The following is a 13394-nucleotide window of genomic DNA, read 5'->3' as shown; positions in this document are numbered from 1 at the left end:
TCGGACGGCGCCGATCTGCCCGTTCCGGACTACTCCCGAGTCTCCTGTGGCTCCGCGGCGGCGGCTGCGCGGACCTGGGGCGCGACAGTCGCGACGCGGCCCAATACACCGTTGACGAAGTTCGGCGAATCGTCGGTAGACAGCTCCTTGGCGAGCTCTACGGCCTCGTCGACCGCGACGGCCGGGGGCACGTCGGTGGCGTTCAGCAGCTCCCACACCGCGACCCGCAGGATCGCGCGGTCGACCGCCGGTAACCGCGCCAGCGTCCACTGCTGCAGGTGTGACTCGATGACGGCGTCCAGTTGCCCGCGGTCCGTCCCGACGCCCGCGACGAGCGTCGCGGTGTAATCACTGACCGGGGCCATCGCCTGATCGTCCTCCGCCATCGCCGCGCGCTCGGTCAGGAGCTCGGCCAGGTCGGTGACACCTCGGGCCTCCGCCTCGAACAGCAGGTCGACGGCCCGGCGTCGCGCCTTGTGGCGCGCACCGAGCTTCTTGCGGGGAGTCCTGGCCCCCTGGTTGCCCGTCACCTACGAGTTGACGCGACCGAGGTAGCTGCCGTCGCGCGAGTCGACCTTCAGCTTGTCGCCGGTATTGATGAACAGGGGCACCTGGATCTCGGCGCCGGTCTCCATAGTCGCGGGCTTGGTGCCACCGGTGCTGCGATCGCCCTGCAGACCCGGGTCGGTGTGCTGGACCACGAGCTCGACGGTGACGGGCAACTCGACGAAGAGCGCCTCACCCTCGTGCACGGAGATCTGCACGGTCATGTTCTCCAGCAGGTAGTCTGCGCCGGATCCGACGGTCTCCGCCGGGAGGTTGATCTGGTCGTACGTCTCGGCGTCCATGAACACGTAGTCGCTGCCGTCGTGGTACAGGTACGAGAAATCGCGGCGATCGACCGTCGCCGTCTCGACCTTGACACCCGCGTTGAAGGTCTTGTCGACCGTCTTGCCCGACGTCACGTTCTTCAGCTTGGTGCGCACGAACGCGGGGCCCTTGCCCGGCTTCACGTGCTGGAACTCGATGATCTGCCAGAGCTGGCCTTCCTGGTTGAGCACCAGGCCGTTCTTGAAGTCAGCGGTAGTCGCCACGGATTACTATCTCCTACAGTGTGATCAGGTCTTTGGCTGTGTGGGTGAGGAGCTCAGGCCCGCCCGAACGGACCACCAGGGTGTCCTCGATTCGCACGCCGCCGCGCCCCGGCAGGTACACGCCCGGCTCGACGGTGACCACAGCACCGTCGGACAGTGTACCGGTGCTGAGCGATCCCACCGACGGCGCTTCGTGGATCTCGAGTCCGACGCCGTGGCCGAGGCCGTGCACGAAGTGCTCACCGTAGCCCGCGTCGGCGATCACGGCGCGCGCGGCCCCGTCGACCGCCCGTGCGTCCGCGCCCGGCGCCAGGGCCTGCCGCCCCGCCCGCTGCGAGTCACGCACGAGGTCGTAGACCTCGAGCTGCCACGCCGCGGGTTCGCCGAGGACGAATGTGCGGGTGATGTCCGCGTGGTAGCCCGAGTACTTCGCGCCGAAGTCGATCTTGACGAAGTCGCCCGCTCGCAGCACCGACTGCGTCGGGCGGTGGTGTGGGATCGCCGAGTGCGCACCCGCGGCGACGATGGTCTCGAACGCCACGTCCTCCGCACCGAAGTCCAACATCAGGTTCTCCAGTTGACGAGCCACCTGCTTCTCGGTACGGCCCGGCACGATGCCGCCCGCCTGGATCAAAGCCGCGAGCCCCTCGTCGCTGATGGCGCACGCGCGGGCGATCAGCGCGACCTCGTCGGCGTCCTTCACCTCGCGCAGACCCTCGACGAGGCCCTGCGTCGCCACGAGCGCCGGCCCGATCCCGGCGAGGCGCCCGTGCGCCGCGACCGAAACGTTCGCGGCCTCGAATGCGACGCGCCGGCCGGCCGCGAGGCGCCCCAGCAGAACCGCAGCGCAATCCCGCTCGATGATCGCCTCGAGATCCGGGGCCTGTTCGGAGATCTGGGTCGTGTAGCGACCGTCGGTGGCCACCACGTCGCCGCTCGCCTCCGAGTCGATCAACAGCGCCGCATTCGAACCGGTGAAACCGGTGAGGTAGCGGATGTTCACCAGATCGGTGACGAGGAGGGCGTCAGCGGTGTCGCCGAGCGCGGCGCGGGCGGCAGCGCGACGGCGGGCGTGGGTCTCGGGCATGCCCCCACGTTAACGCCGCGCCGTCAGTGCGTGCCCTCCCGTGGCGACCCGACCACGCCGTGCGGGGAGTCGGCCACGGCGCGCGGGGAGTCGGCCACGGCGCGCAGGGAGTCGATCGCGCCCTGAGGTGAGTCGATGCGATGCTCGGTCATGACGTTCTCGGTGCGGCGGAAGTACTCGCCGTCGACGGGCCTGCGATACCGAGCGGGCGTACCCACGTAGAGCCCGCCGGGCCGGCGATCGTCATCGCTCCGGGGCGCAACGAGCGTCGCGTGCGCGGCGAGCAGCGACCGCTCCGGTAGCCGGGCGCCCTTGAGGAGCACGGAGGCGGTCGACGCGAACGCGTAGTCCTCGAGATCGATGCGGCCGACGGTCTGCACCGCCGCCTCGAAGTCCGGCTCGTGCGTCTGTACGGTGCACCGGTTGCCCCCGAGCACGGCGTATCGCCCCAGCGTCACCGTGCCCGAGGCGTCCACGTAGCACCTGCTGCCGATCTTCGCCCGATAGTCGACGAACAGGGTGCCGGCCGCTGGATCGATCTCCTGGTAGACCGGGTGCGCCGACACCCAGTTCCACGAGCCCACCTTCGCCTCGGCACCGAGATGCAACCGGGACAGGCCGCGGAACGCGTTACCCGCCTCCACGGTGACGCCCTCGCCGATCTCCACCTCGCGGACACCGAGCAGCAGTGTCGGACCGATCCGGGCGCTGGGCGCGACCGAGCGGCGGAACACCCGTCGCAAGACCAGGTTCTTCACCCGCGACGCCGGCAACAGCCAGCACAGCAACTCCACATAGCGCACCGCACCACCGTAGCGGGTAAAATGTCCGGAAACCACAGGCGAGGAGCGTTGATTCGGCGATGAGGATCCGTACCGTGGCCCTCGCCCTCGTGGCCGTCGTCGCCGCAGCCTGTTCCGGGACCGAGGCGTCCGCTCCGACGAGCCGGCCCACACCGCACCCGCAACGGATGGTGTTCGCACACTACCTCCCCCACTTCCCCGTCTCGATCGACGACCAGCCCGCAGCGACGGATTACTACACCACGCAGTACCTCGCCCCGGCAGGCGAGGAGGGCCGGCATCTCGCGCACGGCGGCTATCTGCGCGACCGGCCGCGCATCAGGCCACCACTCGACCGAGACTGGCGCCTGACGGATCTGGAGTCGGAGGTACGGACTGCGAGGAACGCCGGTATCGACGGGTTCACCGTCGACGTCATCGCCCCGGATCTCGACCTCGCCGTACTCACGGACCTCGAGACCGCGGCCTCGAGAGTGGGGCGCTTCGTCATCGTGCCCACGATCGACATGGACGGGGCGCTCGGCAGGGAGAGCCCGGCGACGATCGCGGATCGTCTCGCCGGATCGCTGCGCTCAGCGTCCGCGTACCACCTACCCGACGGCCGCCCGGTGCTGTCGGCCTACCGAGCAGAGCGACAGTCACCGGCATGGTGGCGCAGCACGCTCGACGAGTTCGCCGCGCGGCTCACGCGACCGGTCGCATTCGTCCCCGTCCTACTCGACGCCGACCGCAATCTCGAGGCGTTCGCACCGATCTCGTACGGTCTCGGTTCCTGGGGCGGCTCCCGTGACCCGCAGACGACGGATCCGGATCGGCGGGTCCGGGGGTCCACCGTCGATCTGGCTCGACGCGCGCACCGCCTGGGGCGGATATGGATGTCCCCCATAGCGTTCCAGGACTACCGGCCGGACGCTGACCTGTACTACGAGGCGGGCGGCACCGAGACACTGGACAACATGTGGGCGGCCGCCGAGGATTCGAACGCCGAATGGGCGCAGCTGATCACGTGGAACGACTACGCGGAGAGCACCGCATTCGCGCCGACGCAGCGGAGCGGGCACGCCCTGCTGGACCTCGACGCATACAGGCGCGCCGGCTTCCGTTCCGGTCCGCCGGAGATCACCCGAGACCGCCTGTTCCTGGTACACCGCACGCAGTTCGCCACCCCGGCCCCCTCGATCGTCCAGACGGCGCTGGCCCACACACCAGCAGGCACCACGGCCCCCGTCGACGTCGCGGAGGCGGTCACACTGACGACCGCGCCGGCCACCGTGGTCATCACGGTCGGCGGCCGACGGACGCGCTGCTCGGTGCCGGCGGGCCCTGGGCACTGCATCGCCCCGCTCGCCGCCGGCGCGGTCTCGGCCGAGTTGGAACGTGACGGGCGCGTCGGCGTGCGAACCCGTTCACCCGAGCAGGTGATCTCCACCCCGCGCTACCAGGACCTCACGTACGTCGTGGCGGAGTGACCCGGACTCGGAACTCAGGCGTAGATTCCGGCCACGGTCGCAGTCGTCCGCGCGCCGACCACGACGACGCCGACGACCTCGGTCTCCGAGACCCGCAGGGCGTGCATGAGATTCGCGAACGCGACGCGGCTCGTGACCCCAGGACGCACCACGGCCAGCGCGCGGTCGGCGTCGGCCGCGGCCTGCGCGAAGGCGAGGGACTCCGGATCACCGTCACCCTCGACCACGTTAACGCCCCGGTCCGCCAGCGTCGCGCGCAACTGCTCGGCGACGCCGTCCGCGCCGTCGGCGGACGATGCGCCCGCAACGAGCACGGTCGCCTCGCTACCCGTGCCACGCAGGCGATGGGCGACGGTGACCGCTAGGCGCTCGGCCTCGGGGCTCGGACCGCGGTCGCCGTCGGAGTGGGCCTCGGTGGATCCGAGCACCCCGAGTACCGGTACGCCCGCAATGGCCTCTATCCGGCGCCGCGACCTGATCCGGCGGTCGGCGAACTCCAGGGCGACCACCACCGCGACGACCGCGAGCGCGGCGACCACCGCCGCAACGACGGCGACCAGTACCGGCGGCATCCCGGCCCGTGTCGTATGCGCCGTATCGGCAGGCGCGACAACGGTGGCGAGCGGCGGCAGGTCCGAATTCTTGTCGACGTGCTCGACCTCGCCGATGTAGTCGCCGAAAACCTGCGCGTACCCGTTGGCGAGGTCCACCGCGTGCCGCCGATCCGGGTCGGTGACCGAGATGTCCAGCAGCACCGTGTTCTTCGGGTTGTCGGCGGATACCTTCGTGACGAGGTCCTGCGGCTGGTCGCGCAGCGACAGCTTGTCCACGACGCGCCGGGCGAGGTCGGGGCTGGTAACCAGGTCCTGATACGTCACGACACGTTGCCGCGAGAACAGGTCGCCCTGGTAGGCACTCGCAGAACTCTTGACGTCCGGGGCCCGCATGAACAGGGTCGCGGTCGCGACGTAGTCGCGGCGCGTGGTGCCGGCCAGCAGTCCTACGACCGCGGCCACGAGCAGCACCACCAGCAACGCCGGGAACGCACGGCGGCGCAATACCAGGCCGAAGAGCTTGAGCGTGTTCATCGAGGTGTCTCCGTCCTCACGAAGGATGTATGGGGCGAATCGGCTGGGCGGTCCGCGATCACGACCCCCAGAAGCGTGGCGTGATCGGCTGCGAGTCCGGTTGCGGCAGCGTCGAGGTCGCGGGGGTCGGTGTCGGCCACCGCCACGAGCACATGTGCCTGTGCGTGCGCCAGGACGTCGACGGCGCCCGGGCCCGAGTCCCAAGGCTCGGTCACGACGAGCACCAGATCGAAACGGCGCGCGGCCCTCTCGATCACAGCGCCTACTTCGGCGCCGCCGACGGCGATCCGACCCGCGTCTGCCGGGGGCACGCGGTAGGCGCCGACGCGGCCGCAGCACCCCAGCTCTAGGTCGGCGTGGGCGCCGCCCGCGGCCGAGAGCTCCTCCCCGCCCCAGGATGCTACGAGGCCGGACGCATCGATCACCGCAGCCGACCTCGCCGTCTCGGACACGGCAGCCGCTAGGAGCGCCGCGGCTCCGGATGCGGACACGTCGGCGGTGGGTGCCGTGACGGCGAGAACGTGCGCGCCGTGTTCTCGAGCGGCCGTGAGAACCTTTGCACGAGTGGCACGTACAGCCTGCGCCGCGTCCCCGAGTACCACCGGACAGGCGTCGAACACGACCGGGGTGTCGCCGGGCACCGACCCGAGCACGGGCAGCTCGGCGCCGGATGTCTCGACCACCTGGGTGCCGCCTGCCCATCTGGCCGCAAGCCCCCTCCGCCGCGAGACCGCGATCGTTAGGCCGGCGGCCGCGCCGATCGCCGCCCCCGTGGTGAGCAACACCGCCGGATCCGGAGACACGGCGCGGGCGGCCGCCGTCGCCGGGGTGACCACGACCGGCTGAACCGGGGCGATCGCATCGGCGGTGGGCCGCTCGACGTCGCGGACGACCGCGGCGAAGCGGCGCGCGACCGCGTTGGCGATGTCCGCCGCACGCTGCGGGTCGCCGTCCTCCGCGCGCACGTCGAGCATGACCGTATCGGGCACCAGGCGCACCGTCACGGCACCGGACAGGGCCGGGGCGCCGGACAGACCGACGGTGGATGCGGCGGGGCCCAGAACCGTGGTCGAGGTCGCGAGCTCGAGGTATGTGGCCATGCGTTGCTGCGTGAACTCGTCGCCGTACGAGGATGCGCTCGAAGCCGCCTGCGCGCTCGGCACCGCGCTGGAGTCGTTCCACTCCGGTGTCGCCAGCATCACACGCGTCGTGGCGTCGTACCTCGGGGGCCACAGCGCGGTCGCCACGCCGCCGACCGCGGCACCCGCGGCGGCGCACACCGCGACCACCGCCGCCGCGCTCGCCACGCGTCCCCGGATCGTCACCAGGCCCCGCCTCATCCGCCGGCCCCCGTCCCGGCCGCGGTACTCGCTCCCACTCCGTCTCCCGTCGTTATCGGTCCACCATGTGCCGCGGCACCACCCTGCGTCCCGACACCGAATCCGGCGCTGCGCAGCGCATCTGCGATCCGGCGCGCGTAGTAGCGATTGCCGGCCCCGTTGAAGTGCACGTCGTCCGGCCCCAGCAGCGATCGCAGATCGGCACGGTCGTACCAGTGCTGCGCAGCCGGGTCGATCACGAGACCCTGGTAGCCACGGACGGCGCCAGTGATCGCCGCGCGGAGCGCGGGCAGGTTGGTAGCCTCCCGGTCGGTGGCGTATGTAGGGATCAGGGCGACGATCCGCGCTTGCGGAAAGGCCGCCCGCAGGCGCTCGAAATAGTCGTCGATGTACGGAATCACCTGCGATGGAACCCTTCCCAGGTCGTTGCGGCCAGCATCCACCAACACGACGTCGGGGCGGTAGTGCCGCTGGTCTGCGGGCAGGCGCTCGATCAGCGGCGCCCGGCGGCCGCCCGGCGGCCGACGTCCTCCGGCGTCGAGTTGCGGCATGAATCCGCTGCCACCGACACCGTCCACACGCACGTTCCAGCCCATCAACTCTCCGAGCAGCTCGGGGTAGACCGGGAAGGAGGGGTCGCCCGTGCCGCCGACGAAGCTGTCGCCCACTATCAGGACCGAGCTCGCGCGCTGCACCTGGTCGGAGGCGGTTGCGGCGACGCGACCGGGGGTCCCGGTCGCCCGGTGCCAGCCGACCGCCGCCGAGATCCCGGCGACGACCAGCAGTAGCGCGACGGCCGCCACCGGCCACATGCGCCTCACGACCGGACCCCGATCGGCACGCTCTCGGGCGCCAGAGTCTCCGGCAACCCGCGGACCAGGCGCGCCGGCGGACCGTGATACCGCTTGACTGCCAGGTGGCAGCCGATGATCACCGTGAGATACGACATCGCCTGCAGCAGAGAACCTCTCAGGAGGATCAGCGTGTAGAACGGCAGGATGCAGCCCAGCACGCCGGGCATTCCCACCAGACGCATCTGCATCTCGATGCGGCGGTCCCACCGGCGGAAGAGCCACCCGAGGACGAGGAAGACCACCAGCACGCAGATCCAGCCGCCGTTGAGGAACGCCTCGCACCACAACGGGGCGGACAGGTTGGTGAACGGGTAGCCGCGAGCCTGTGCGAGGTAGATGCCGGTGTCGAGTGGCTTGTCCGGCCAGACCGAGCGGGGGAACCACCAGAGGAGGACACCCAGGAACTGCCGACCGGGGACGATCCCGTCGCGGTCCGCGACGACCAGTGCATTGCCGATCTGGGCGAACGAGTCGTAGTCGGGCGACAGCAGCGACTGCAACGGATTCGATGCCTTCACCGAGCCTCCCGGGGTGTACCGGAACGCGTCGGCCAGCGGGAACAACACCACCAGCCCGCCCACGAAGCTGAGCGCCAGCACTCGGAAGCGCAGCCGCGTGGAGAAGAACCCGAGCGCGGTGAGGACACCCAGGATCGCGGTCCCCGAAAGATAGCGCGCGTTGGACACGGGGTTCATGGTGTCCGCGAGCAGCACGAGCGCCACGATCAGCAGCGTCATCGTCAGCGCCGACGCGCCACGGCCCGGCGGCGTGGGCGCGACTCGTGCGATACGACGCAGCCGGATGAGCGCCACCACCGAGACGAGCAGCGCCATGCCGGCGAACGACCGCGCGAAGATGCCCACCGGCCCCGGACCCCACACTGCCACGAACCCCGCATACGCCTGCTCGCGCGTCAGCAGGAACTGGCCGAATCCCAGGCGGGAGAGGTACAGGAGATTGAACAGGATCGCGACCACGGCGAGGGCGATGACGCGCCGGTGCGACAGATCGTCGGCGATACCGCCGTGCGGTCCGGTCTCGGCCGCACGTGTGCGGCTCGGCCGGCCGCTGCGTTCGCGCCACCGGTCCAGCGCCGCCCCGGCGAGGAACGCGGCCACGCCGAGCCCGACGACGGCAGTGGCCGGGCCGACCGTTCCCCAGTCCGCCCGCGCCACCGTCAGCGGCCAGGAGTGCTCGCGCACCTGCGCCAGGGCCGCGAGCCCCATGAACGCGTAGGTGAACACCCAGAAGGTCATCTCGTACAGCCGCCGCTCGCCTCTCCCGACCAGCTGACCGAACCGGATCGCAGCGACGGCCGCGACGGCGGCCGGACCCAGCCATACCAGATCGTCGGGCCGGGCCGTCGTGGTGATCAACAGCCCGGGCACCACCACGCCGAGTGCGACGACGGTCCACGCGGCCCACACATGAGGCCACCCAGGGCCGGCTTCGGGCAGAGGCCTGCGCGCAGCGAGGCCGCCCGACACCACGCTCGATCCGCGCGGCGCGCGCCACGGGCGGATCACCGCGGCAGCGGCGAGGGCCAGTACCGCCGTCACAACCGCGAGTCCGACTGCCACGGGCACGGCGCTGCGCGCCGCCGCGGCGATGGCGGTGCACACGACCAGCGCGATCCCCAGGTGCACAGACTTCAGCGTCAGCACCGCGCTGCTCCGCCCTCGTGCGCGCAGGTAGGTGGAGAGCGTGAAAAGCCATGTCGATGCGGCGTATTCGATGGCCATGACCAGGATCACCGGCCGGGCGGTGTGATAGGTGTCGCCGAGCACCAGGGCTCCGACACGCTCCGGCACGGCCCACACCGCGACACCCACCGCCAAGCCGAGCAACGATGTGAGCGCCCCGGTCTTGACCAGCAGCGACCACGTCCGCGGTCCCGACATGCCGCCGCGGCGAGCCTGCGGGATGACCACGAGTGGCACTGCGGCAGACAGGATCGCCACAGGCGCAAGAACCGCCGTCGCGCCGCGCAGCGCACCTGACGCCTCGGCGCCGATGAAGCCGGCGACGGCCACGAGCAGCAACAGGACCCCGAGTTGCTCCAGGCCCGCGTCAGCACCGAACCGCAGCCGGTCGCCGAGACCGGTACGGCCCCAACGCATGATCCCCTCGAACCGGGGTCTGATTCCCAACGTGACGGCGAGCCCGAGGAATGCGGCAGCCGCGAACCCGGCCCATACCGTCAGCACTACGGCGGGGGTGAACACGTGGCGCATAAGGCCGCCGCCCAGGAAGACTGCCACGGCCCCGGCGCACCAGATACCGTCCCATACCGTGGCGACCGGCGTGCGGTCGACCGCGATGGCCACGTATCGCAAGATGTCCTGCGCGAGGACGATAGGCGTTGCAGCGGCAAGGATGTAGCCGCTCGGAGTGGCCAGACACCAGGAGACCGCGGCGATGACCGCGGCGCAGCACAGCCCCACGGACATCGCTGCCGCGACGGCGTGCCGGCCCTCGCTGCGCAACTGCTCCGGCTCGGTGTCCGACGCCAGCAGGGTGGGCGTGCCCAGTGCGCCGCGGAGCACGCCCACCGCGCCGGCGACGAGGGTGAAGAGCATCGCCAGGACGCCGAACTCGACCAGCGTGGACACGACGGCCAGGGCATACAGGATGAAACCGTTGCCGGCGCTGGAGAATATCTGGTCGACCGTGCCTGCCAGCACCCGGACCTTACCGCTCGCCATGTGCCCACACCCTCTCGAAGGCCCCGCGCGAATCCGATGCGCCGTGGTTGGCATACGTCTCGAACGTCGCGTGGCCGCCCCGCCACGCGCCGATGCGCGCGTCGGTCACGACGCGTCGGGTTCCATCCGGCGGCTCGATCGTTGCGGTGGTACCTCGGATCCCGACGCGGATCTCGTTCGCCGTCCGCCCGTCCTCGGCCAACGGCGACGCGAACGAGCCGGCAGCGATCACGGTCAGCGGCTGTGCGGCGTCGCGTCCCTTCACCGCCAGGTTCCAATTGACGGCCGTGACCACCAGGTGCAGGCCGAACGGCGGTGCCGGTTGCGCCGCCCCGTCGGCGATCGCGTCGGAGACCACGAGGGCGATCGCCCCGCGCCCCGCGGCGCCCTTCGGGCGGACGGGCGCCTCGAAGACCCAGCGCGCCCCGATCTCGGCGATACCCGCGCCCAACCTGCGCGACGTCATGTACGTGGCGGCAGCGCCGGTCGTCTGCGGCGCGGTCTCCAGCCGCCCGCCACGAACGCGCGGCCGCAGACCGTCGCCCTCGCCCTTCCACGAGTACGCCGCGGGCTCGTCCGGACCGAACCGATCAGGCGCGGGGCCGTCCGGCAGCTTCGACAGGTCGAGGTCGACGGACCGCGCCGGCGGCGGAGTCGGCTCCCCGCGCGTGAAACCCCACACACAGGCCGCCGCCGCGACCACCGCGACGACGACGAGCGTTCCGATGCGCATCAGACGGCTCATCCGGCGCCTCCATAGGCACGGGAGAGGATCCGCACGACGCCGTCCATGCCGTACGCCTGCGCGACGGCCTCGCGTCCCCGTGCGCCCATGGCCGCGGCCGCCTCGCGGTCCGCGAGAAGCGCCGCGGTCGCCGCCGCGAACGAGGCCACATCGCCGTCGACCACCAGGCCGGCGCCGCTGCGCTCGACGAAGTCGGCGAGGCCGCCGTCGGACCGCATGATCACCGGGGTTCCCACGGCGAGGGCCTCGAGCACGGTCATGCCGAAGGGCTCGCGTTCCGCGGTGACGATCAGGACGTCGGCACCCGCGAGGGTCTCAGCGACGCGGTCGGGAGCGACCGCCCCGGTGCGGCGCAGACGACCGTCGTCGCCCGCGGCTCCGATCACGGCGTCGACGGCCCCCTCGGCGCCCTCCGGCGGCCCGTACAGCACGAAGTCGGCGTCGACTCCCTGGCCCAGCAGCTGACGGGCGATCTCGGCGAACACCTCGGGTCGCTTGCGCGGGTGCAGCCGGGCCAGGAACGCCGCCATCGGACGACCGCTGCGTGATCGAGCCACTTCGGATACGCGTATACCATTGTGTAGCAACGATATGCGCGCATTCGACCGCGCGATCTCGTCGACCTGTTCGCGCTCGTCGGCGGACAGGGCCAGCACGGTCCGCGCGCTCTCCAGCACGCTCCGCGTCACCGGGGCATCGATCAGCGCGTAAGCGCGGCGGCCCGGCACCACCATGCCGTGCGTCTGCACGCAGTAGGGCACGCCCATCCGCCGTGCGAGCAGTGCGGCGGGCATGGTCACCAGGTCGCGAGCCAGGTGGACGTGGACGATGTCGAAGTCGGCGAGGCGCGCGCGCAACCATCGGCGCATCCCGATCGGCCACAGGGGCGCGAAGCCGGGTATCGGGGCGACGCGGCGGACCGGGAAGAGCGCCGCCGGCACACCACCCAGCTCGCCGGGCAGTTCGGTGTAACCCCGGGCCCCGGCGGCCACCGTGACGTCGTGTCCGGCGTCCGCCAAGGCCCTGGCCTGTGCGAGCGCGACCGTCAGAGGCCCGCCGAACGCCCCGTCGGGTGACGCCAGCGTGACGACGTGGAGGATGCGCAGGCGTGACGTCACGGGGCCTTCGCCTCCAGCCATTCCGCGATCCCGGCGAGGGCACGATCCAGGCCGTCACACAGGCCGCTCCGGTCGAAGCGGTCGCCGACGCCGGTGAGCGTCAAGTGGAGGTGCCCTCGGGTCGCCGTGATGCCGAGAGCGAGGTGATCGCCCGTCGCGGGCGGGATCGAGATCGCGAACACAGGCGGGCCCGCCTCGGGCTCGGCCCACTGGACGTCGCGAGGCGCGATCGCGCCGCTCAGGTCCGTGACGGTCAGGCGCACCGGCACGTCGGGACCGAGCGACACGGCGGGCGGACGGCCGGCGGAGGCTCGTCGCATGCGCCGGGCCTGCGGGTAGCGCAGAGCGAGCGACAGTGCCGACCTCGGCACCGCGCGCACGGGCTCGGTGTCGTGGGCGAGTGCAGCCGCCAGGTCGGCAATAGACCCCGAAACAGGAACGGCCACAACGGAGAACAGGTTGGCCAGCGTCCCCGGCCCCTGCCATCCTGCGTCGCGGCGCAGATCGACCAGGACTTCGGCCTCGCCCGCCATCGGCACGCCGGCCTCGCTCAGCCCGCGCTGCACGTAGTGCGTCACGACGGCGACCCGGCTCAGGCGACGGGCGCGGCGGGTCTCGTCGAGACGCGCCAGCAGCCCGGGGGCGGACGTGACCGAGCCGATGTGGACGCCTCGCGCGACCTCGACCGCGGTGCGCGCCACCGGGTGGTGGCCCACGTCGCGGTCGCGCCGGACGATCGCCGCGACCGCGCGCCCGAGCTCGACGGGCTCGGTGCGCGCCACTCCCGCCAGCCGCCGGACCACGGGCCCGCGCACCTCGACGCCGAAGTCGGGCGCGGCGCTACCACCGGCCCGCGACATCAACGCGAGCAGGTTCATCGGCAGACGGCCGTCGCCGAGACCGTGATCGTAGCTGAACGTGAGATAGCCTCCGTCGCAACCGTATTCGATCGGGTTTCGGTGCTCTCGCGAGCGGAGCCGGACGAGGGCCGCCGCCGGGTCCTCGGGATCGACGGCGTCGTCGACACGCGATCCCGGGGCCAGCTGCGGCCGCCACTCCCACCTGCGGGAGCGGGGGGGGGGGGGGGCGCC

Annotated in this window: 12 protein-coding genes; 1 reads left to right on the top strand and 11 read right to left on the bottom strand. The window is 71.5% G+C overall.

All coding sequences use genetic code 11. From position 1 onward, the window contains the following. Positions 1-29 precede the first annotated feature (29 nt). Genes nusB through P0W64_RS01500 form a run of 4 tightly spaced genes read right to left on the bottom strand, consistent with a single transcriptional unit; the run spans position 30 to position 2984 of the window. Positions 30-530 (bottom strand): transcription antitermination factor NusB, encoded by a 501-nt coding sequence (gene nusB / locus P0W64_RS01515; RefSeq protein WP_275478290.1) that lies wholly within the window; start codon positions 528-530, stop codon positions 30-32. After that, positions 531-1094 carry an elongation factor P gene (gene efp, locus P0W64_RS01510; RefSeq protein WP_275478289.1) on the bottom strand — a complete coding sequence of 188 codons (564 nt, stop codon included), beginning with the start codon at positions 1092-1094 and terminating at the stop codon, positions 531-533. Positions 1095-1107: 13 nt separating this feature from the next. Then, positions 1108-2181 (bottom strand): aminopeptidase P family protein, encoded by a 1074-nt coding sequence (locus P0W64_RS01505; RefSeq protein WP_275478288.1) that lies wholly within the window; start codon positions 2179-2181, stop codon positions 1108-1110. Between the two features lie 23 nt (positions 2182-2204). Beyond that, positions 2205-2984, bottom strand: coding sequence for a hypothetical protein (locus P0W64_RS01500; protein WP_275478287.1), 780 nt, complete (start codon positions 2982-2984; stop codon positions 2205-2207). 74 nt (positions 2985-3058) lie between these two features. Here P0W64_RS01500 and P0W64_RS01495 point away from each other — a divergent pair, with 74 nt between their 5' ends. Continuing rightward, the gene (locus tag P0W64_RS01495) at positions 3059-4453 is read left to right on the top strand and encodes a glycoside hydrolase family 71 protein (RefSeq protein WP_275478286.1); all 1395 of its coding nucleotides are present in this window, start codon (positions 3059-3061) and stop codon (positions 4451-4453) included. Positions 4454-4467: 14 nt separating this feature from the next. Here P0W64_RS01495 and P0W64_RS01490 read toward each other — a convergent pair whose 3' ends face one another. From P0W64_RS01490 to P0W64_RS01460, 7 genes are all read right to left on the bottom strand, one after another. Then, positions 4468-5541 (bottom strand): hypothetical protein, encoded by a 1074-nt coding sequence (locus tag P0W64_RS01490; protein ID WP_275478285.1) that lies wholly within the window; start codon positions 5539-5541, stop codon positions 4468-4470. Further along, positions 5538-6866 carry a hypothetical protein gene (locus P0W64_RS01485; protein ID WP_275478284.1) on the bottom strand — a complete coding sequence of 443 codons (1329 nt, stop codon included), beginning with the start codon at positions 6864-6866 and terminating at the stop codon, positions 5538-5540. The genes P0W64_RS01490 and P0W64_RS01485 overlap by 4 nt, the downstream gene beginning before the upstream one ends. A gap of 11 nt (positions 6867-6877) precedes the next feature. After that, entirely contained in the window at positions 6878-7693 is an 816-nt protein-coding gene (locus P0W64_RS01480; RefSeq protein ID WP_275478521.1) for an SGNH/GDSL hydrolase family protein, read from the bottom strand. Between the two features lie 5 nt (positions 7694-7698). Next, entirely contained in the window at positions 7699-10440 is a 2742-nt protein-coding gene (locus P0W64_RS01475) for a hypothetical protein (protein ID WP_275478283.1), read from the bottom strand. Next, positions 10427-11185 carry a hypothetical protein gene (locus P0W64_RS01470; RefSeq protein ID WP_275478282.1) on the bottom strand — a complete coding sequence of 253 codons (759 nt, stop codon included), beginning with the start codon at positions 11183-11185 and terminating at the stop codon, positions 10427-10429. Before P0W64_RS01470 ends, P0W64_RS01475 begins: the two co-directional genes overlap by 14 nt. Further along, positions 11182-12303 carry a glycosyltransferase gene (locus P0W64_RS01465; RefSeq protein WP_275478281.1) on the bottom strand — a complete coding sequence of 374 codons (1122 nt, stop codon included), beginning with the start codon at positions 12301-12303 and terminating at the stop codon, positions 11182-11184. Before P0W64_RS01465 ends, P0W64_RS01470 begins: the two co-directional genes overlap by 4 nt. Next, a partial coding sequence (locus tag P0W64_RS01460) for a hypothetical protein (RefSeq protein WP_275478280.1) occupies positions 12300-13394 on the bottom strand: 1095 nt, incomplete at its 5' end. The genes P0W64_RS01465 and P0W64_RS01460, both read right to left, overlap by 4 nt.

The sequence above is a fragment of the Tsukamurella sp. 8F genome, from assembly GCF_029167375.1.
In the GTDB taxonomy this organism is placed as follows: domain Bacteria; phylum Actinomycetota; class Actinomycetes; order Mycobacteriales; family Mycobacteriaceae; genus Tsukamurella.
Note: the sequence above shows the minus strand (reverse complement) of the source record. Positions and strands in the feature narration are given on the sequence as shown.